The sequence below is a fragment of the Paenibacillus zeirhizosphaerae genome (assembly GCF_030705605.1).
Taxonomy (GTDB): Bacteria; Bacillota; Bacilli; order Paenibacillales; family Paenibacillaceae; genus Paenibacillus; species Paenibacillus zeirhizosphaerae.
In genome coordinates, this window is sequence record NZ_JAPCKK010000016.1 from 938,961 (window position 1) to 957,977 (window position 19,017).

Annotated in this window: 25 protein-coding genes; 8 read left to right on the forward strand and 17 right to left on the reverse strand. The window is 48.1% G+C overall.

The genetic code is table 11. The annotated features are described in order from the left end of the window. The first annotated feature begins 7 nt into the window (after window positions 1–7). The 4 genes from OIN60_RS14055 to OIN60_RS14070 are packed head-to-tail and all read left to right on the forward strand — an operon-like array spanning window position 8 to window position 4,068. Window positions 8–1,378 carry a YheC/YheD family endospore coat-associated protein gene (locus tag OIN60_RS14055; protein WP_305755465.1) on the forward strand — a complete coding sequence of 457 codons (1,371 nt, stop codon included), beginning with the start codon at window positions 8–10 and terminating at the stop codon, window positions 1,376–1,378. After that, complete coding sequence (locus OIN60_RS14060; RefSeq protein ID WP_305755466.1) at window positions 1,375–2,484, forward strand: YheC/YheD family endospore coat-associated protein; 1,110 nt, start codon at window positions 1,375–1,377, stop codon at window positions 2,482–2,484. The genes OIN60_RS14055 and OIN60_RS14060 overlap by 4 nt, the downstream gene beginning before the upstream one ends. Window positions 2,485–2,503: 19 nt before the next feature. After that, a complete protein-coding gene (locus OIN60_RS14065; RefSeq protein ID WP_305755467.1) occupies window positions 2,504–2,917 on the forward strand; it encodes a hypothetical protein in 414 nt (137 codons plus the stop codon). Then, on the forward strand, window positions 2,899–4,068 hold the full coding sequence (locus OIN60_RS14070; protein WP_305755468.1) for a YheC/YheD family endospore coat-associated protein: 1,170 nt from the start codon (window positions 2,899–2,901) through the stop codon (window positions 4,066–4,068). Before OIN60_RS14065 ends, OIN60_RS14070 begins: the two co-directional genes overlap by 19 nt. 28 nt (window positions 4,069–4,096) lie before the next feature. Here the strand turns inward: OIN60_RS14070 and OIN60_RS14075 are convergent, their stop codons facing one another. The 11 genes from OIN60_RS14075 to OIN60_RS14125 form a co-directional block, all read right to left on the reverse strand. Continuing rightward, window positions 4,097–4,783 carry an HAD family hydrolase gene (locus OIN60_RS14075; protein WP_305755469.1) on the reverse strand — a complete coding sequence of 229 codons (687 nt, stop codon included), beginning with the start codon at window positions 4,781–4,783 and terminating at the stop codon, window positions 4,097–4,099. 36 nt (window positions 4,784–4,819) lie between these two features. After that, window positions 4,820–6,136, reverse strand: a complete 1,317-nt coding sequence (locus OIN60_RS14080) for a stalk domain-containing protein (RefSeq protein WP_305755470.1) — start codon at window positions 6,134–6,136, stop codon at window positions 4,820–4,822. A 243-nt stretch (window positions 6,137–6,379) separates the two neighbouring features. Continuing rightward, complete coding sequence (locus OIN60_RS14085; protein ID WP_305755471.1) at window positions 6,380–6,643, reverse strand: hypothetical protein; 264 nt, start codon at window positions 6,641–6,643, stop codon at window positions 6,380–6,382. A 76-nt stretch (window positions 6,644–6,719) separates the two neighbouring features. Next, complete coding sequence (locus tag OIN60_RS14090; protein ID WP_370872496.1) at window positions 6,720–7,151, reverse strand: GrpB family protein; 432 nt, start codon at window positions 7,149–7,151, stop codon at window positions 6,720–6,722. Continuing rightward, on the reverse strand, window positions 7,124–7,642 hold the full coding sequence (locus tag OIN60_RS14095) for a DUF6886 family protein (RefSeq protein WP_305755472.1): 519 nt from the start codon (window positions 7,640–7,642) through the stop codon (window positions 7,124–7,126). The genes OIN60_RS14090 and OIN60_RS14095 overlap by 28 nt, the downstream gene beginning before the upstream one ends. Further along, window positions 7,639–8,184: a hypothetical protein gene (locus OIN60_RS14100; protein ID WP_305755473.1), complete on the reverse strand. Its 546-nt coding sequence runs from the start codon at window positions 8,182–8,184 to the stop codon at window positions 7,639–7,641. Before OIN60_RS14100 ends, OIN60_RS14095 begins: the two co-directional genes overlap by 4 nt. Before the next feature lie 262 nt (window positions 8,185–8,446). Next, window positions 8,447–9,322: a metal ABC transporter permease gene (locus tag OIN60_RS14105; RefSeq protein ID WP_305755474.1), complete on the reverse strand. Its 876-nt coding sequence runs from the start codon at window positions 9,320–9,322 to the stop codon at window positions 8,447–8,449. A 3-nt stretch (window positions 9,323–9,325) separates the two neighbouring features. After that, the gene (locus OIN60_RS14110) at window positions 9,326–10,240 is read right to left on the reverse strand and encodes a metal ABC transporter permease (protein WP_305755475.1); all 915 of its coding nucleotides are present in this window, start codon (window positions 10,238–10,240) and stop codon (window positions 9,326–9,328) included. Next, window positions 10,237–10,974 (reverse strand): metal ABC transporter ATP-binding protein, encoded by a 738-nt coding sequence (locus OIN60_RS14115; protein ID WP_305755476.1) that lies wholly within the window; start codon window positions 10,972–10,974, stop codon window positions 10,237–10,239. Before OIN60_RS14115 ends, OIN60_RS14110 begins: the two co-directional genes overlap by 4 nt. Before the next feature lie 2 nt (window positions 10,975–10,976). Next, the gene (locus OIN60_RS14120; RefSeq protein ID WP_305755477.1) at window positions 10,977–11,945 is read right to left on the reverse strand and encodes a metal ABC transporter solute-binding protein, Zn/Mn family; all 969 of its coding nucleotides are present in this window, start codon (window positions 11,943–11,945) and stop codon (window positions 10,977–10,979) included. A gap of 355 nt (window positions 11,946–12,300) precedes the next feature. Then, window positions 12,301–12,705, reverse strand: coding sequence for a GNAT family N-acetyltransferase (locus OIN60_RS14125; RefSeq protein WP_305755478.1), 405 nt, complete (start codon window positions 12,703–12,705; stop codon window positions 12,301–12,303). 81 nt (window positions 12,706–12,786) lie between these two features. On the opposite strand from OIN60_RS14125, the gene OIN60_RS14130 reads away from it, so the two are divergent. After that, on the forward strand, window positions 12,787–12,960 hold the full coding sequence (locus OIN60_RS14130) for a hypothetical protein (protein ID WP_305755479.1): 174 nt from the start codon (window positions 12,787–12,789) through the stop codon (window positions 12,958–12,960). 36 nt (window positions 12,961–12,996) lie between these two features. Here the strand turns inward: OIN60_RS14130 and OIN60_RS14135 are convergent, their stop codons facing one another. Then, window positions 12,997–13,233, reverse strand: coding sequence for a hypothetical protein (locus OIN60_RS14135; protein ID WP_305755480.1), 237 nt, complete (start codon window positions 13,231–13,233; stop codon window positions 12,997–12,999). Between the two features lie 260 nt (window positions 13,234–13,493). Here OIN60_RS14135 and OIN60_RS14140 point away from each other — a divergent pair, with 260 nt between their 5' ends. The 3 genes from OIN60_RS14140 to OIN60_RS14150 are packed head-to-tail and all read left to right on the forward strand — an operon-like array spanning window position 13,494 to window position 15,114. After that, complete coding sequence (locus tag OIN60_RS14140) at window positions 13,494–13,808, forward strand: PadR family transcriptional regulator (protein WP_305755481.1); 315 nt, start codon at window positions 13,494–13,496, stop codon at window positions 13,806–13,808. A gap of 18 nt (window positions 13,809–13,826) precedes the next feature. Next, window positions 13,827–14,471, forward strand: coding sequence for a hypothetical protein (locus OIN60_RS14145; RefSeq protein WP_305755482.1), 645 nt, complete (start codon window positions 13,827–13,829; stop codon window positions 14,469–14,471). Between the two features lie 22 nt (window positions 14,472–14,493). Next, window positions 14,494–15,114 carry a DedA family protein gene (locus tag OIN60_RS14150; protein ID WP_305755483.1) on the forward strand — a complete coding sequence of 207 codons (621 nt, stop codon included), beginning with the start codon at window positions 14,494–14,496 and terminating at the stop codon, window positions 15,112–15,114. A gap of 131 nt (window positions 15,115–15,245) precedes the next feature. On the opposite strand, the gene OIN60_RS14155 is transcribed toward OIN60_RS14150, so the two are convergent. The 5 genes from OIN60_RS14155 to OIN60_RS14175 all read right to left on the reverse strand — a co-directional run bounded on the left by OIN60_RS14155 (window position 15,246) and on the right by OIN60_RS14175 (window position 19,009). Then, complete coding sequence (locus tag OIN60_RS14155; RefSeq protein ID WP_305755484.1) at window positions 15,246–15,815, reverse strand: manganese catalase family protein; 570 nt, start codon at window positions 15,813–15,815, stop codon at window positions 15,246–15,248. Window positions 15,816–15,845: 30 nt separating this feature from the next. Continuing rightward, complete coding sequence (locus OIN60_RS14160) at window positions 15,846–16,136, reverse strand: spore coat protein CotJB (protein ID WP_305755485.1); 291 nt, start codon at window positions 16,134–16,136, stop codon at window positions 15,846–15,848. Further along, complete coding sequence (locus OIN60_RS14165) at window positions 16,133–16,363, reverse strand: spore coat associated protein CotJA (RefSeq protein WP_305755568.1); 231 nt, start codon at window positions 16,361–16,363, stop codon at window positions 16,133–16,135. Before OIN60_RS14165 ends, OIN60_RS14160 begins: the two co-directional genes overlap by 4 nt. 243 nt (window positions 16,364–16,606) lie before the next feature. After that, window positions 16,607–17,638: a sporulation integral membrane protein YtvI gene (ytvI, locus tag OIN60_RS14170; RefSeq protein WP_305755486.1), complete on the reverse strand. Its 1,032-nt coding sequence runs from the start codon at window positions 17,636–17,638 to the stop codon at window positions 16,607–16,609. A gap of 21 nt (window positions 17,639–17,659) precedes the next feature. After that, window positions 17,660–19,009, reverse strand: a complete 1,350-nt coding sequence (locus tag OIN60_RS14175) for a hemolysin family protein (protein WP_305755487.1) — start codon at window positions 19,007–19,009, stop codon at window positions 17,660–17,662. Window positions 19,010–19,017 lie beyond the last annotated feature (8 nt).

The following is a 19,017-nucleotide window of genomic DNA, read 5'->3' on the forward strand; positions in this document are numbered from 1 at the left end:
TAAATACATGAGGTTGACCCCTTGTAACGTTCATTTCACGACACAGACCGATCGAGTCGTTTATGTCTCCAGCGCGCTGTACAAAAATTTAAACCTTTCGAGAAACAAGTCGATTCAGCTCAGACTCGGGAAAGGCCGGATTCCGACAGCCGTAAAGCCGATTAAAAAAGCGGGACGGCATGTATATCTGACTTCCGGAGTACGCAATGCCATAAAAATCCCGAAATCAGGAAGCGTATTATTGAAAAATGAAGACGGTGTTGTGCAGTTGGGACCCTTGATCGGGGTGCTGTCCGATGCGCCTGGCTCCGCTGCCAATCCCTTCGGATCACGAACCGGGTTCATTAAACAGCTTCTGAGAGAAGGAAGCAAGCATGGCTATATTTTTGCTTTTACGCCGAAGGACATTAACTGGCAGACGGAGAAGGTGACGGGTTATTTTCTGACAGATAAGGGAACATTCACACGTAAATCGGTCCCTCTTCCTGATGTCGTATATAATCGCCTCCCAAGCAGAAGATTTGATTTCTCCCCTTCCACCAACCAGCTTCGGGAACGCTTCATACGCCGGAAAATCCCATTTTTCAATTGGAGCTTCTTCAACAAATCTGACATTTACCGCATGCTTGAGAGGGATTCGCAGGCCGCTCGCTATGTTCCGGAATACCATGTGAATCCGGGAAGGGAGCTGATGCAGGAAATGCTGGAACGGCATCAGGTTGTTTACTACAAACCGAGCGCCGGCAGTCTTGGTCAAGGTATTTTCCGTCTTTCCATGCTTCCCCAGCGCGGTTATTTCGCCCGCTTCCGCAAAAATAAAAGCAATGTCCTGCTGCGATTTTCGTCGTTTAATGCTTTATACAGAATGCTTCAATCGAAACTGGGAGGGTCCATGCGCGGATATGTCGTTCAGCAGGGCATCCGCCTGATTGAAATAGACAGTTGTCCGATCGATTTCCGGTTCCACATGCACAAGAACGGCTCCAACAAATGGGTTGTTGTTGGCATCGGAGCCAAAAAAGCAGGCAGGGGCAGTGTTACCACTCATATTAAAAATGGCGGCTCTCTCCTCACACCTGAGCGGGCCCTCTCCCGTTCCTTCGGAGACCGCTCAGGAGAGGTACTCGAAAAAGCCAAAAAGGCGGCCATCTCGTTAGCCGAAGCTATTGAACGCCAGCATTCCCATCTGCTCGGGGAGATTGGCTTCGACCTAGGCATTGATCAAGCAGAGAAAATATGGATGTTTGAAGCGAACTCCAAGCCTGGACGCTCCATCTTCCAACATCCTTCGCTTCGTGCGGAAGGTAAGGCCTCTGTCGAGCATATTCTTGATCACTGTCTCTATCTCAGTAAGTTCCGCAGGAGGGAGGAATCGTGAACAGCAGAAAACTGGATAAACCGATTGTCGCTATTCTGACCATGCATGATAACAAGCGCATGTTCCGGGGAAATAAAGACAATTTCCAGGAGATCTGGGAAACCGGATCGCGCATGGGACATCTGGTCTACGTCGTTACGGTCAAAGATCTTGACACGGGAAAATATTCCGTGAAAGGCTACAGCTACAACAGGACTACAAAGCAGTGGGAGCCGGGGTACTTTCCCCGTCCCCAGGTTGTCTACAACCGGATTCCCGACAGGCTTGATGAGCATAAACCCTCGGTACGCAGCCGTATCGAGGAGCTACAGCGGGCCAAGGATATCGCTTTATACAATCCTGGCTTCTTCAATAAATGGACTCTGTTTCAAGCGCTTCGGACTTCTCCCAAAACGCGGGGTCTGGTTCCAGCCACCAAAAGGCTTCAAAGCTCCGGGGTACTCATGAAAATGCTGCAATCCTATCCCAACCTTTACCTCAAGCCCGAAAGCGGAAAGGCGGGCAAAGGCATCATGACGGTGAATTTTAGCAGAAAAAATCCCATGCCCTATCGGCTGAAAATTCAGAATGCGCGCAAAAGCACCGTTTACACAACAGCAAATTTCAACAATCTGTGGTCACGAATTCAGCGCAAAATCGGCAGCACTCCATATATTGTTCAGCAGGGTATTGAACTGGCCACCAGCCGCAACCGTCCATTTGACCTGAGAGTATTGGCTCAAAAAAACCGGAGAGGCCTTTGGCGGGTTACCGGAATCGGAGCGCGGCTGGCCGGCAGCCGCAGCATTACGACTCACGTTCCGCGCGGCGGCAGTATTGAGGATCCGCAAAAGCTGCTGACCCATATCTTCGGTACGGAGATGAGCACCGCGCACCTGCAGCGTGTCCAAGGAGCCGCACTGCAGATTGCACGGCAGGTTGAAATTAGTGCCAACGGTATTATAGGGGAAATGTCGATGGACCTCGGAGTTGACCGTTCCGGCAACCTATGGTTCTTCGAAGCAAACGCCAAACCGATGAAGTTCGACGAACCTGACATCCGGAAGAAATCTCTGGAGCGGATTTTTTATTACAGCTCATATTTGGCCGAACAGCAAAAGTATTAAAGCCGGGAGGTGATCACGCTTGATACACGTCGTTTCTATCTTAAGCTATCCCCCGGATAAATGGCCTTTGTTCAGGCGTAAACTGCTGTACATGGCATATAGCTGCAGCGATACTCTTTCGCACCGCAATCAAATAAAAGAAATCCTGCTTCTCACAACCGAGCAGCTCCGCCAGCCCGGCTCAGCTCTCGTCTGTGGGTATGTCCGCACTGAGCTGGGACCGGAATTAGCCGGTTTCAGCCTGATGTTGGGGTACGGCACCCGGGCATCCATTGTGGCAGTTAGGCCGGTATACCGGGAACACCGACTGGGTGCCCGCCTTTTTCGTGCTGTCCTCAAGCAATCAAGCGGAAAACTCGAAGAGCCGGTTAGCCATAACCATACAAAATACAGTGTCAAGGCAGGTGAAGCGTTATGCAGCAGCCTGTCTTAGGCATCATGACACTTTATCTCAACAAAGCAAAGCAAATTGAAGACCGGAGGGTCTATCAGAAGATGATCGAGGAGGGGCGCCATCTCGGGCTGGATATCTTCGTCTTTACGCCAGCGGACGTCCATCCAACACGCAAGCTGCTGCTTGCTCATATTTACGAGCCCTCCCAAAGAAGATGGACCCGAAAATGGCGCGCCTTCCCTCAAATGGTCTACGATCGCTGCCGTATTCAAAAGGGCGCGCGATTCCAACAGTTAAGAGAGTTCAGATCGAAGTACGGACATTTGATTTATTTGAATCGGCCGCTCCGAAACAAATGGACCATTTATGAGGTGCTTTTCAGCAAAGTACCCTTTAAACCCCATTTGCCGGAAACCGTCCTTTACAGAAGCCATAAAGACATTGAATCGATGCTGAAAAAGACCCGTCTGTTATATCTCAAGCCTGTTAACGGTACTGGAGGAAGAGGAATTCTGCGCATTGAGCAGCCCGGTACAGATGACAATTATTATGTAATCCAGGGGCGGAATATGAATCGCCAGATCATTCCTCGCAGCCGCGTTCACCGGACACGACTGGAAGCCTGGCTCCGACGCTGGAAATTGGATCACTATTTAATTCAGGAAGGCATCCCTATTGAGCTGGAAAGCGGACGGGTGCATGATTACAGGCTGCTTGTACAAAAAAACGGACAGGGCAAATGGGAGGTGACCGGCTGTGCGGGACGTGTAGGTCCGGTGCGAAGCGTCACTTCCAATCTGCACGGAGGAGGCCGTGCCGTTCCCATGCGGATTCTGCTGGATCATTGGGTTACTGGCGAGGAACTACGGGGGCGTATTGAGGAAGAGGCAGGCAAGCTGGGCATTCAGATCGCGACGCATCTGGAATCTCTATACGGCGGGCTCTGTGAGCTGGCTTTGGACCTGGCAATTAATAAGGAAGGACACATCTATCTGCTTGAGGTCAATCCCAAGCCTTCACGGGAAGTGTTCGCGCGAATCGGGGAAAAGGACACCTACAAAAAGGCCATCGTCCGTCCGGTCGAATATGCGTTATGGCTATATCGTTCGAAGCTCGCAGGGAACGAGCCGAAGAAAAGAAAGCATACTCTCAAGCCACCTAGAAGGAATAAAAAAAAGGGTCCCGCCTGAAGCGGCGGGACTCTTCCTATGAGCATGCTTATTGCGCCTCTTTATAAAGACGCAACACTTCCGTAAAATCGTGTATGAGCACATCGGAGTCCTTCAGCTCGTCCTCCCTACCGAAGCCAGCATAAGCACAGCCGATGACCGTCTGTCCATTTTCTTTACCAGCCTCTACGTCAGAGGAGCGGTCTCCCACCATCCAGGCGCTAGCTACGCGATGCTTCTTCAGCAGCAGCTCAACCAGATGGACCTTGGAAACCGTATTGTACTCCCCTGCGCTGTACAGCCCTTCAAACAAAGGCATGATCTCATGCGCAGCCGCCACTCCTTTGACATAGTCCTCAAGTCCGTTGCTGGCTACAAACAGACGGACTCCTTGATCATGCAAAGCCTGAAGCGTCTCTTTGACCTGGGGGTACAATTGATGGCTTCCGTGTTTCAGCCCTTCGATTTCCAGTTCCAGCAGCAGTTCGTCCGCTCTTTGGCGGGCGGCTTCGCTGGCTTCAGGCATGACACGCAGCCATATTTCTTCAAGCAGCAGGCCAAGACTGTTCAGCATCCGTTCCTCCGGTGGAGTCTCCCCTTCAAACAGCCCCTCCGCGCGCAGTGTATCAAACAGCTTGTGATACGCTGGCAGCAGCAGTGTCTCGGTCTGGAACAAAGTTCCGTCCATATCGAAAATCATGGCTTCCGGCTTCTTCAAGAGCCTTACAGTTCCCATCCTCAGTTCACCATCCTTCCCGTAACTTTCAAAGCATTAGAATCGGTCGAAATAGCTGCCCGTGCCTTCTTTATTATAAATATATCCATACACAACTGCATCAGGGAAAAATTCCAGAGCATCTTTAAGCAATCCCGATTTGAGCTGGTTCTTACGGTAGCTACTCAATGCGTCCCAATCCTCTTTGCTCACATACGCTTTTATGGTTATGGAATCATTGGCTTCCCCTTCCAGCTTGATGCTGAAAGTTGCGCCGTAGAAATTCCCATAGTCATTGCTCAACTGATTCACTATATCCTGAAGATCTACATCTGTACTCAGATTAACCTTGCCGCTACTGCTAACTGTGAAAGAAGCCAATCTGGTAGAATCATAGATTTTGCCTGTTATTTTAGCACCTTCATACTCAGCCAGCAGATCATCAACGATACCCTGCAAATATCTTTTCTGTGTGGCGATAGCAAGATCGTTCCAGCCGTTCTCATCTACATCGATTCTGACTGTAATATCGTCTTCGTCCCCGCCGAGTGAGATCCGTGCGTCTGTATTTTTGTATTTGTTATGATCATCCTTGAGTTCGTCTTCCATCTCATCAAGTTCTTTGACCGTGCTCCCGCTCAGACTGACTTTGCCGCTGCTGCTGACAGAGAAAGAATCCAATTTACTGGAGTCGTAGATTCCGCCTGAAATGTCGGCGTCCTCATATTCATCCAGGAGGTCATCAACGATATCCTGAAGAAGGCTCGTTTTACTGCTCGTGGTCAAATCTCTCCATTCGGACTTATCCACATCGATTCTGACCGTAATATCGTCCGTATCCCCGCTGAGCGATATTTCGGAATCCGTTTTTTTGTAATTCCCATACAAGTCATTTAGTTTCTCTTCTATTTTATCGAGATCGCCGCCATGATTCTGCTCCGCCTTAAGCTTCTCAATATCTGCCTGCAGCGTTACAATTTCGGCAGTCTTACTCGTTAGGGAGGCATGGGTCGCAGTCAGTTCTTGGTTCAGCGTATTCATCTGATTGTTTAGAGCCGTAATTGTGGATTGATCCACGACTGACCCGTTGTCGGCGATAATAACCCGCTTATTCGTTCCATCCCAGGTTACATTTTTATTCAGAGCCGTTCCCACCAGGCGAAGCGGAAGATAGGTTGTGCCGTTAATCATAAAAGGCTCGCTTAAAGCATCATAAGAGATTGCGGTCCCGTTATACGTAATACCGATATTGTTGTACACCGCTTTAATGGTTTTGGCAGCTTCGGCTGCATATGTAGACTGACTGAAAAGCGCTCCTGAGACGGTAAGTACAGATAATGCGGTCATCACCATTGGTTTTTTCTTAAATTTCATAACTGCTGTCTTCTCCTTGTCTATCAATTTTTGCTCTCATCCTACTGCTTGATAGATACAGATGCCAAAAATCAACGATTTGGGCTTAAAAGCGCAGCTTTTCTCCAGAAATAGAGAAAAAATGGATAGGCTTATTATACCAGGGTAACATTAATAGGACAATTTGATAACCCTTTGCACCATCTTTTCGGCTAATTCTTCCTGTCTCTTGAAAAAAAAGACCTACCGGCACGCCGGTATAGTCTATATCTCTGTTCTGAATTCAAAACGGTCTCTGAAATAGAATCCCCCGTTTATTTTTACGGCTTCAGGAGTGAATTTCTCAATCATTCCTCCACTGTTGACGACAATGTTTAACTTATTATTCATCGGCATGACTACATAAACCTTAACTTGAGAGACGGCGGCTGCAAATAATTCCAAATCTGTATCTAATGTCTTGTATGTAGACTTCATCTCTATCACCTCAATTCCTGAATAGATGTCTACATTCGACACCTTTCTCATAAATCCCTCCTTTTGAACCATGAAAAAAGAACTGATTTAAAAAAAATTAGGCATATTTACTTTCATACAGTTTTTGCTATCTATCAGATACTGCTGGCTTCCACCCAATCTCTTGCGACCAGATATGGGCCTTCTGTAATATATCCCAAACTATCGGCCCTTTTCCTTCGACATATTTCGGACGTTCTTCCTTGTATAGTTTCATTAGCCGGTGTTTTTCCTGAGCGTACCTCAAGCCGTCCTCCGGATGTGTACGTAAATAGTCCCTGAAGAGCAAGGTCATTTGCTCGGACAGACTTCCCGCTTGTCTTACATGGACATGGATTCTTCGTGTTCCCGGCACTTCACGAAAATACCTTTTGCTCCTGTCGGGGTTCTCCTCCCTTAACTCGAAACCCACTCTTTCAACCTTGTGTCGATAACTGATTATGTCATCATAACGCGCCCCTCCTTTTAAGGCCTTCTCCAGGATCGATAAATTTAAAATCCGCCTTTGGCGTTTGTGAATTTATGTACCCCAAAATGTTTTACGGTTGAGCTAACCAGCGCATTTCTTAACAGGATCAGGCTGGACGTAAATCTGAGCTCGACAGAAAGCTGCATGAGCCTTTCCGGCAGATGATCAAGCGGTTCAACCCCGAGAGGGACAATCGTCTGTTGAGAGATGTAATACCCGGCAATCTCATCGAACAATTGAAAGGATTCTGTGGGGAAAAGGTACCTGTAAATCGTTGTATCCCTGATTCGTTCATACCAATCCTTTTCCACAGTAACTACAACATTTGATGAAGTCACACCGAAAAATTTATTCCGGTCCACCTCATTTATGTCATCCGACCTTCGATACACAATTCTGGGGCACTGCCTGGGAAAATAAAACGTAAATTCATGAGCTTCATCAATAGCCCAGACAACAGGCGGCATATCTCTTCGGTTTTCTTTCACTCTAGGTACAAAAACTTCAATCAAGCTTTCCTCGCTAAAATGAAACAGCTTCATATATCCCCCTCCGGACTGCTGCTATTCCCTGACTGTAACGATTCGACAGTGGTAAATATTCTTGCGTAGACATCCGCAATATGAGCTTCCGTTTTCTTGTCGTTTTGCAATCCAAAGTCCCAATACTTGAATTCGTTTCCTGTTTGGATAACCCCCGTAGCATAGAGGTCAGATGACAAATCAGGAACCTCTTCATAAGACAACTCCTCTTCAGTGAAGGGAACGTACGATTTCTCCGATTCCATAAAGAAAAACGGGATACCGGCGCTTTTATATACTGCAGAGTATTCCGGATTCGCCGCTTTGGCCAGGTGCTCCTTCATTATGATAACAGCATCAAATTTCGCCGAAAGCCCGGCATCTTCCAGTTCATCAAAGGTTACATTGGTGAAGCTCACATTTCCGGCACTTATGCTTGAAGCATCTCCTATCACGCCAATCTCCAGGCTTCTTCCCTCATAACGCGGCGGATCCGTTAAGTCGGTAGTACAACCGCCAAGAATTAAGACAATCCCCAATAGGAGAAATAACTTTTCAATCATGCCAGACACTCCCTTCCTTGGTTGAACGGGCAAAAGAGACTGCCGTTTGCGGCAGTCTCAACATGTGCAGATAGATTCAGAAAAACTCGTATAATTCATCGTTATAGTATCTAAATTGAATCATGGTTGGCTGCACGGGATGAGGCCGCAGTCCACCTGCTCCAACCTCCAGTCAATCGAGACCCGATATAGGATTGGGAAAGATAACCTATCTTTTATATGCGCTGAAAGCTGATTAAATGTCAAGGCTGAATTGTTATTCTTAAGCATCAACGTCGACAGGGCGAACCAGCCTGGCGGCAAGCCCATGCCGCGGTGAGAACAGAAAACTAACCATAAAGACGATTCCCGTCGAGAAAGCCATAGATCCGGAAATCGAAGTGTCTAGCCACAACGCTATATAATATCCCATAAATGCGGACAACACCCCGAACAACCCGCTCAGCCCCATCATGACCAGCAGGCGATCTGTCCACAAATAGGCGGCTGCCGCCGGCGTAATCAGCATGGCCACAACCATAATGGCTCCGACGGCGTCAAATGCAGCAACCGTGGTAATCGAGACCATAGACATGAACACATAGTGCATCAGGACGACGGGAATCCCCAGACTTGCAGCCAGCGCAGGATCAAACGAAGTTATTTTCCATTCCTTATAGAAAGCAATAATTATCACCAATACAGTGATCAAGACCAATGACAATAGAAAAACAGCTTCAGGCACTTCACCGATCCACGGAAGCTTCATGAGCTCCCAGGGAATAAAGGTGATTTCCCCCATCAGCGTATGCTGTATATCCAGATGGGCATTGCCCACCCGTGTGGCAATCAGGACAACCCCCATCGCAAATAAAGAGGTAAATACAACCCCGATTGAGGCCTCCTGCTGCACGCCTCGCACATGAAGCCATTGAACAAACAGCGAGGTAAGCAGACCGGCTGCCACAGCACCGATGAGCATGTGCACACCGCTTAATTCGCGCGTAACGAGGTAGGCGACCACAATGCCCAGCAGCACCGTATGGCTAATCGCATCGGCCATCATAGCCATTCTGCGCAAAATCAGAAGCACGCCGATGAAGCCGCAGGACAGCCCAACCAAGGATGCGGTCACTAATATCCATCCGGTATAAGACATAGGTTACCCTCCCCTTTCAATGGCATCTCGACCGACAGACTGCTTCGACAATGCCATCTTCTGATTACGCTGCTGCAGGAACATGACAAGCATTCCTTTGCGTGAGCCAAATACTAACGAAACCACAAAGAGGGAAGAAGCAGACAGAACGATAAAAGGCCCTGTCGGCCACCCGTTTCCCAAAGTGCTGATCAGTGTGCCCGCAATGCCCGAGCCTCCCCCGAACAAAGCAGATAACCCCAGCATCACGGCATAGGAATGAGTCCAGTAACGGGCGCTTACACTGGGTATAATCAGAAGCGCTGCCATCAAAATGACTCCTGCCGCCTGTATTCCGACGACAATAACGAGCACCAGAAGGATCATATACACCATGTTCATCAGACGGCCGGACAGCCCGAGTCCTGCGGCGAACTGCGGATCGAACAAAAATAGCTTCCATTCCTTCCACGCTGCAAGCGCAACAATGAATACGAGCAGCGTAATGCCAATCATCGTGTATACATCCTGTCTCACCATGGATGCGGACTGGCCGAAAATAAAACTGTCCAGCCCGCTTTGCTGTCCACCCGGCATCTTGTTGACGAGCGTAAGCAGCATGATGCCCAGTCCAAAAAAGACAGACAACACAATCCCCATCGCCGCGTCTTCCTTGACGCGGCTTGATGTGCGAATCCAGTGAATGAACAGCGCGCCAAGCAAGGCGCTTATGGTCGCACCAGCCATCATGAACGGCAGGCTCTTCGCCCCTAAGACAGCGAATCCGGCAACAACGCCCGGAAGCGCAGCATGGGATAGCGCATCGCTCATGAGGCTTTGTCTCTTCCAATAAGCAAAGCAGCCGATCACACCAGCCGCCATGCCCAGCATCATGGTGCTCAGCAGCACCCATTGCGTGTTCGCAGACAATATGATCATCCCAGCCGATCTCCCATCCACCGTAATGAGCCGCCATAGGTTCTCGTGATATTGGCTTGATTGAATACCTCCGCTGTAGCACCGTGGGCAATGACAGTCCGATTCAGCATCAGCACATGATCGAAATATTCCTCGACCGTCTGTAAATCATGATGTACGACCATCACTGTCCGTCCCTTGCTTTTGAGCGTGTTCAAGGTGTCCATAATAACCTTCTCCGTTGCCGCGTCCACCCCTGCCAGCGGCTCGTCGAGGAAATACAGATCAGCATCCTGAACAAGCGCCCGCGCAAGAAACACGCGCTGCTGCTGTCCGCCCGACAACTGGCTGATTTGGCGGTCTGCATAGCTGCCAAGTCCCATCTCTTCCAGTGCGGACATCGCCAACTCCCGATGCTCGCGCTTGGGCCACTTCAGCCAGCCGATCCTGCCATACAGTCCCATCATCACGACATCCAGGGCGTTCGTCGGAAAGTCCCAATCCACTGTCCCCCGCTGTGGCACATAACCAATCCTTGATTTAACCTGTGCATAGGTCGAACCAAAACAGGACACCGTTCCCGATAGACGGGGATGGAGCTCCAGGATCACCTTAAGCAGGGTGGACTTTCCTGCCCCGTTAGGTCCCACGATGGCCGTCAACGTTCCGGGCTGCACCTTGAAATTCACATGGTTCAGCACTTTGTTTTTACGATATGAAGCAGTAAGACTGTCTACATTCAGCACGCTATCCACGTTTATTCCCCCTTTCCTCCCAGAGCTGTATGGATCGTGTCTACATTGTGACGGTACATGCCAATATATGTACCTTCTTCCGTCCCCTCCGCTCCCATGGCATCAGAGAACAGCTCACCGCCAAGGGAGACTTGCAGCCCCTTCTGCTGTGCACCTTCGATGACTGCGTTGACAGAAGCCGGGTTGATGCTGCTTTCCACAAATACGGCTGGAACATTATGCTCCAGCAGCAGATCAACGGTATGCTCTATATCCGATAATCCAACTTCATCCTCGGTGCTCAGTCCTTGCAGTCCCACCACCTGAAGGTCCAGCATACGCCCGAAATATCCAAAGGCATCATGCGCGGTAATGAGCACTCTCTTCTCCTCGGGAATGTCCGCCATTTTGTCTGCCGCCTCCTGCTTCAACCGGTCCAGCTCCGCAAAATAGGCCGTTTTGTTCGCTTCAAAATATTCCGCGTCCGCAGGTGAAGCCTTTTTCAGTTCCTCCGCTGCCGCTTCAAGCGCTTGTTTCCACAACTCAATGTCAAACCAGATATGCGGATCGATCGCTCCCCCCGGATCCTTCAATAACTGTTCCTGTGGAATAGTATCTCCAATCGCTATTGCAGGTTTGTTTTTTCCAAGCTGCTCGAACACCTTGACCATATTTGCTTCCAGATGCAGGCCGCTGTACAAAATCATTTCGGCGCCATCCAGCTTCTGAATATCTCCAGGAGTCGGTTTATATAAATGCGGGTCCACACCCGGTCCCATCAAGCTTTCTACCTGAACCCGCTCTCCTCCAATAATTGAGACGGGTTCCGCAATTTGCGCAATGGTCGTCACAACATGCAATGGCTGTTCCGGATCGCGCGCTTCTGCCTCCGCTCCCCCTTCAGTTGAAGAACAAGCTGAGAGTGCCAGCGACAGTCCTAATACCAAGTAGAACCAAGCCACCTTCCGCTTCTGAACATGCTTTTTTTTCATGATTCATGACCTCCCCCATTAAATTTTTTACATATGCAAAAAAAATAACTTATGTACAATAAGTTTCCCTAAGGAAACAATTATGTCTATATACAAGTTATTTGAATAAACTCATTTTGTCAATATCTTTTTTTTTGACGAAAATTGAGAACCACAAAAAAACGCCTCCGGTCAAAACCGGAAGCGGTTAGTGAACAAGCTTATGTTTGAGTACAAGTATTTCAGCTTTTAACGTAGAGTTTCGCGCAAATCGTTATCTCACTCCAATCACCTCTTAGAAAATCATAAGAATCATATGCCCCCTGAATCGTGATGCGCCCAACCTAAATGCAATGCACATAACAGAACTTTCTTCTTAATAGTTCTGCAAACACCATTGATATTTGCTCAGTACTTTACTGTTAATCTGTTCCAATTCCATATCACATTCTCTGAACCCGAATTTCTGGTAGAAGTCCTTTAGTTCCTCAAAAGGAAGACAGTACACCTTTTTCAAATGGTCCAATTGGGTCTCCTGCACCAGGTAATCCACCAGCTCATAAGCAAGCGAGAGCCCTCTAAACTCATTCAGGATATAAATCCCGCCGATTTCGGCTTCTTCTTCATTCAGATAAACAATTCTTCCTACACCTGCAGGCTTTTCATCATGTGTAACAATTGCAACCTTCTCATTGTCCAGGCTGCTTGGAACAAAACCGATATATTGATACTGCTCATTGACCCAATGAATTTCTTTTTCTGTCGCTAGTTTTATCCCCACATTGTTCACCTCTTGAATCAAAATCTCTTAGAGATATTATATTATAATGTAAATATCATACAGAAGGAGGTCATTCTTCGGATGGATTTCAGAAACCCGCCTGATCCATATGATCCTGAAGCACACAAGAAAAAGCATGAAGAAATGGAACGGCAGCATTTGGCCGGAACTTACAGCCTTTTACAAAATGTAGTCAACCTGCTCATCGTTGTCGGCATTTTTGCGATCATTTTTTTACTGATTCGGCTCCTGTAACAATTTGTTTCTTCCCACCTGAGCTTCATTTCAGGCTCATTTCTCAATAAAAGGGTATATGATGTAACTCACAAGCAGACCTAAAATAAAAGCTACTGAGACATTAAGCCACTTGGGCCGCCCCTCTGAATCTGGTTCTAAAATATCGACTACACAAACCAAAATAAATACAATAACTTTCCACTTTAAATCCAGATAAGGGTTAAACATCCCTGCTGTAAAAGCAACAACACGCAACACAGTACTCCAGAAAAAAGGAAACTTGGCAAACAAATTCTCAAACCGCCTTTCTGGTGGTATTATCGATTCTTTAAATTCTATTTCGTTATTTCAACATTGCAAAAAGAAAATTTTAGTCATCAAAACCTAAATATACATTCTTCTTCAACATATAGGCTACGAGCTTATTGAAGCTCATGGGGACGGTGCTGCGTCCTCCTTTTTGTTTTTAAATACATTGCATTATTAAGTAATATACCTTATGCTGTTTATGTACTCAATATTATTGAGTAATTAGTCTGGAGGGGTTGCCAATGAATGCGGAAATGCTGAAAGGAACGATCGATCTCCTCATTCTGTCTGTATTGGTCAGGCAAGATAATTACGGTTACGAAATCTCCAAAACCATTAAAGAACAAACGGAGGGGGCGTTCGAAATTCAGGAGGCAACGATGTATCTTTCGTTGAAGCGTCTGGAAAAGCAGGGGGCGATTTCCGCATATTGGGGGGATCAAAGCCACGGAGGCCGACGCAAATATTATTCGGTAACCGAAGAAGGTCGACGAATGCTTGCAAAATTCGTTGCAGACTGGAAGAAAACAACCGAGATTGTAAATCGGTTCATTTGAACTGGGGAGGTGAGAAAAGTGACGAATCTTTCACGAAAAATATTCAGCTTGGGAGAAATAAGATACGCCTGGATATTGCTGCTCTCTATTGTAATTTGTATCGTTACTTTCTTTAGTGACGAGCATTTCAATCCTGACGACCAATTTTGGCTATCCGTCTCGTATTATGTTTCCTTCACATTGGCGGCCGTCTGGAGCGGCGCAAACTATGTGGGACATATTCGGGTGAACAGCCTGTACCACAAGCAAAATGATATCCCTGCTTACGTAGCTCAACTCGCACTGAACAAAGAGGACAAAATGGAACTACAGAATTATTTGGAGGATTTTGCAGCGGATCTGGAGCACCAAGGAAGGTCAAAAAAGGAGGCCGCCAAGGAAGCCATTAACCAGTTTAAAGTCAAAGAATTTCTTTCCATGTCCAAGCATACGAGGCCCTTCGAAACGCATGGTCATCATTATTTGATGGGTTACGCTTTACTTTTGTTGGCCTCGGTACTCCTGCTGGCCATAATCGCACAAATGATTGCCCCTGGTATATTGTTGTTGTTTATTTTTCAGGTCGTGCTTGCTGTATATGGCGTCTGCTTCATCACGCTATTCATGTTGTACAAGGTTTTGGATAGATTCATTTACCGAAAACTGAAGCAATATTTTTCTTAACAAGCTAAGGAGTGTGCTGAAAATGGAACAATGGATTATCGAAATCATGAACGGTTACGGTTACTTGGGCGTTTTTCTGCTTATCGCTTTGGAGAATCTGTTTCCCCCTATTCCCTCGGAGGTCATTCTTACCTTTGGGGGGTTCATGACCACTACATCGGGATTGAGCATCATCGGAGTCATCGCAGCCGCTACCGCCGGTTCAGTCGCCGGAGCCATCTGTCTCTATGGTATCGGAAGGCTTTTATCTGCAGATCGACTTGAATGGCTCATCATTCGTTATGGAAAATTTTTTCGCTTGAAGCCCGAAGATATTCAGAAAACCTATGCCTGGTTCGATCAGTATGGGACATGGGCTGTGTTCTTGGGCCGTTTGGTCCCCTTAATTCGCAGTCTGATCTCCATTCCCGCCGGGAGCACGGGGATGAGCTTTCTACCGTTTCTGATCCTCACTACACTTGGTTCTCTAATATGGAATACCGCTCTGGTGTATATAGGTTCAGCAGTTGGAGCTTCCTGGGAAACGATCGTAGGTTACATGGACCTGTATTCCAATACCGTATATGCTCTTCTAGCTCTGGGAGTAGCTGTGATTTGTTTTCTATTCCTACGCAGGTCATCACGCGAGCGCAACCAGCCCTAAGAAAGGTCGATGCTGATTGCTGGGCTATTTACTGATTAAACCGCGAAGAACGAATTTTCATAAAAATCAAACTGCCCCATATAAGGACGCTTGATTCCAACCGTCCTTTCTTATGGGGCACATGCTCATGTTCAAAACACCTTCTTCGATTCCTGATCCTCTTTCAATATTTCAACTGCCTCACGGAAGCGTAGAGAATGGATGATCTCGCGCTCACGGAGGAATTTCAGACCGTCCTGCAGGTCGACATCATCCGTCATGTCGATCAGCCACTGGTATGTAGCACGTGCCTTTTCTTCTGCCGCGATGTCTTCATACAGATCGGCAATCGGATCTCCCTTTGCTTGAATGTACGCCGCTGTCCATGGAACCCCGCCTGCATTTTCGTAAAATAGAGCACGGTCGTGCGCCACATAATGGGGATCTAGCCCGGCGGCCTTAAGCTGCTCCACCGTGGCATCCTTCGTCAGCTTGTAGACCATCGTTGCGATCATCTCGAGATGAGCAAATTCTTCGGTACCAATGTCATTGAGCAGTCCGATGACTTTGTCCGGGATCGTATAGCGCTGATTTAGATAACGGAGTGCTGCAGCCAGCTCTCCGTCCGCACCTCCATACTGCTCCAGCAGCAATTTGGCCATATGGGGATCACACTTGCTGACACGTACTGGATACTGCAGCTTTTTTTCATAAATCCACACAGAACCATCTCCTCACCCGGAACACCCGGTTTATACCTGCCACGGCCAGGGCGCCTTACTCCATTCCCAGGGATACTTGGAATAAGCATGACCAAAGTTCTGAAGCGGCCCATACAACAGTTGAAAATGATGGGCTGCCTGCATACGATCACGTGTCAGACGGTTGTATTGTTCAATCGCTTGCAAATCATTGGGATGGGTGTCCAGATACAAATTGAGCTCCACTAGGGCAAAATCAAGCTCCTGAAGCCGTTCAAGCAGCTCATAATACTGTTTGTCACAGGGTACTGGCTGCTGGGTCGGCTGCTGCTCAATGCTCATCCTCCGTCAGCCTCCTTTGTGTTCTTCTTGGACTTATACGGACTGTATAAGTCTGGCCACAGGGTGCCTAGTCTCAAGGCCTCTCTGGGGCTGAACTGGGGCAGACCGGGGGGCTGAAACTCGATAAACAGGTTGGGCGGAAGACTGTACGTTTTGAGCTTGATCGGCGGGCAGGGATCAAAGGGACCGATAAATGGGGCATATACCCCCTCCTGCGGAAACTGCATGGCGTTCTTGGTGTGCATTTCATTCGCGTCCTTCACAACAGATGCCTCCTTCCTTCTCTCGAAGCTGAAACCGAGTATACTTATGAATGGCTTGCCGGCTGTGGAACCTCTATTTCAAACCTATGCGTACTTTGAGCAAAGCTGAACCGAAATTCGCGAACAACCTGCACAAAAGCAACAAAAAAGTCCCCCGCAGGCCGTTCGGCTTTTGGGGAACTTTTACGGGGACAGCTGGCTGCCCTTTTAAAATTTGATTTTGATTTGAAAAAGGCCCGCCTTCCGTATAGCGGAGTAAATAATGATGACAAGAGGTCCGATGAAAAAGCCGATGACACCCACTAGCTTGAATCCTACGTACAGGCTGACCAAGGCGGGAAGGGCTCCTATGCCGACAGCATCACCAATCACCTTCGGCTCAATGACTCTGCGCAGCACCGTAATCACGATAAAGAGGATGAGGAGACCAATGCCTGTGAAGATGTCACCGGTAATAAACAGGTACACAGCCCACGGAACAAGAACGGAACCGACACCCAGGATCGGCAGAAGATCGACGACCATGACCAGGAGCGCAATGGCCAGAGGGTAATCAACCCCAAGGATCAGCAGACCAATCAGCGTTTCTACATAGGTCAGCAGGCACAGAATAATCTGGGCGCGCAGGAAGCCGAATATCGACTTCTTGAGGCTGACCAGAACGTCGCTTACCTGATCACGTGACTTTTCCTCAAAGAAGGACAACACCGAAGCCCGCATCGTATCCAAACTGAAGGAAAACAGAAAAACAGCGACACAGAACACGATAAAGAAAATGAACATATTCGGTATTTCTTTCGCGAACGAAAGCACACCGGCGGAGAGCGTATTTACGAGCGATAATGCGTAGCTGCTCACGTTTTCCATAAATGTCCCGATTCCGTTCGTCGTCTCTGGAGGAAGCTGACGGAACAAGCCTTCAGCCTGAACAAACGTATGCTGTATAAACTCATTGGCGGACTGGAAGTAGAACGGAGCATTCCTCCAGTATTCGATGAGCTGTGCGAACAACCGAGCCCCCATGATATAAGCAAGAACAAACAGCACCAACAGAAATACCGTACCACTGACCGTACACGCCGCCACCCGGCTCATTTTGAGCCTGCCCATCAGAAATCCAACCAGCGGTTCCAGAAATATCGCAACGATAAATGCGAGCAGAAAAGGCGCTCCCACGGTAAAGATCCCATACAACAAGATGAGCCCTAATAAAATAAAAATCAGTTGTTTCCCAGACATGATCCACTTCCTTCAAGTAACTTAATGCGCCTCGTCTGCGGCTTCATCATTTCGCTGTACCGGGATGCGCTGAATTTTCGCTCTTAAAATCCGCAGCTTGGTCGAGTCCTCCACCTCGATTTTGTAGTCCTCCAGCATAATGCTCCGGCCTTTTTGTGTATTCCCTGCAAGCTCTTTATACAGCCAGCCTCCAATCGAATCCACCTCTTCATCCTCGATCGCCGTTCCCGCCACCTCATTCACTTCCTCAAGGAGCAGTCGACCGTCTACAGATACCGTGTTCCCGACGATCTCTACAGCAGGCCGTTCATCTTCAAATTCATCGTACAGATCGCCTACAATTTCCTCGAGAATTTCTTCAGCGGTCAGCATCCCGGCCGTTCCGCCATACTCATCCATAACGAGCGTCATTTGTACATGCTTTTTCTGCATCAGACGCAGCACCTGACTGACTTCCATCGACTCCGGGACATTCAGAATCGGTCTTGCAATCGAAGCCAGATCCGGCTGCTCCCCGCGCTCCGGCAGGAAAATATCTGCAATATGCACAAAACCGATAATCTGATCTTTGTCCTCAACGGCAACCGGGTAGCGCGTGTGCCTCGTCTCGCTGATGATTTGCAAATTTTCCGCAAAGGAAAGGTTCGTATACAGACAATCCATGTCGGTTCTCGGCTTCATGACTTCACGGGCAAGCAGATCGGAGAAATCAAAAATATTATCCATCAGTTTGATTTCATTGCTGTCAAAGACACCACTCTGTGCGCTTTGATTCATCAATATGCGGATCTCCTCTTCCGAATGCGCCGCTTCCGCTTCGCTTGCCGGCTGAATACCGAACAAACGCAGCAACCTATTGGCGGATGCGTTCAGCACCCAAATCACCGGAAAGAAAATCTTATAAAAATACAGCAGCGGCGCAGACAGCAGCAGAGCAACTCCCTCTGTCCGCTGAATGGCAAGCGACTTAGGAGCAAGCTCGCCCAGCACAATGTGCAGAAACGTAATGACACAAAAACCGATGACGACAGAAATTGTCGTGATGAATGTCTCGTCGGCAACCCCCAGCCGATACATGATCGGCTCTACCAGAAGCTCGGATATAGCCGGCTCACCAAGCCAGCCAAGCCCGAGAGAAGCCAAAGTTATCCCAAGCTGCGTTGCCGATAAATAGGTATCCAGTTTACTATTCACCTTAACGGCATAACCTGCCAAACGATTCCCTTCGCTTTGAAGCTGGGTTAGTCGGGATTGGCGCATTTTCACAAGGGAGAATTCAGCGGCTACGAATACCCCGTTAAGAAATACGAGCAGCAGCACCAGGAATAGATTTATGAACAACTCTCCAAAATGAAACTCGGTATGGCCCAAGGCTTATT

Coding starts and splice junctions, on each gene's coding strand:
- OIN60_RS14055 (WP_305755465.1), top strand. CDS start 8: ATGAGGTTGACCCCTTGTAACGTTCATTTCACGACACAGACCGATCGA.
- OIN60_RS14070 (WP_305755468.1), top strand. CDS start 2,899: ATGCAGCAGCCTGTCTTAGGCATCATGACACTTTATCTCAACAAAGCA.
- OIN60_RS14075 (WP_305755469.1), bottom strand. CDS start 4,783: ATGGGAACTGTAAGGCTCTTGAAGAAGCCGGAAGCCATGATTTTCGAT.
- OIN60_RS14080 (WP_305755470.1), bottom strand. CDS start 6,136: ATGAAATTTAAGAAAAAACCAATGGTGATGACCGCATTATCTGTACTT.
- OIN60_RS14085 (WP_305755471.1), bottom strand. CDS start 6,643: ATGAGAAAGGTGTCGAATGTAGACATCTATTCAGGAATTGAGGTGATA.
- OIN60_RS14095 (WP_305755472.1), bottom strand. CDS start 7,642: ATGAAGCTGTTTCATTTTAGCGAGGAAAGCTTGATTGAAGTTTTTGTA.
- OIN60_RS14100 (WP_305755473.1), bottom strand. CDS start 8,184: ATGATTGAAAAGTTATTTCTCCTATTGGGGATTGTCTTAATTCTTGGC.
- OIN60_RS14105 (WP_305755474.1), bottom strand. CDS start 9,322: ATGTCTTATACCGGATGGATATTAGTGACCGCATCCTTGGTTGGGCTG.
- OIN60_RS14110 (WP_305755475.1), bottom strand. CDS start 10,240: ATGATCATATTGTCTGCGAACACGCAATGGGTGCTGCTGAGCACCATG.
- OIN60_RS14120 (WP_305755477.1), bottom strand. CDS start 11,945: ATGAAAAAAAAGCATGTTCAGAAGCGGAAGGTGGCTTGGTTCTACTTG.
- OIN60_RS14130 (WP_305755479.1), top strand. CDS start 12,787: ATGGATTTCAGAAACCCGCCTGATCCATATGATCCTGAAGCACACAAG.
- OIN60_RS14140 (WP_305755481.1), top strand. CDS start 13,494: ATGAATGCGGAAATGCTGAAAGGAACGATCGATCTCCTCATTCTGTCT.
- OIN60_RS14150 (WP_305755483.1), top strand. CDS start 14,494: ATGGAACAATGGATTATCGAAATCATGAACGGTTACGGTTACTTGGGC.
- OIN60_RS14160 (WP_305755485.1), bottom strand. CDS start 16,136: ATGAGCATTGAGCAGCAGCCGACCCAGCAGCCAGTACCCTGTGACAAA.
- OIN60_RS14165 (WP_305755568.1), bottom strand. CDS start 16,363: ATGCAGTTTCCGCAGGAGGGGGTATATGCCCCATTTATCGGTCCCTTT.
- ytvI (WP_305755486.1), bottom strand. CDS start 17,638: ATGTCTGGGAAACAACTGATTTTTATTTTATTAGGGCTCATCTTGTTG.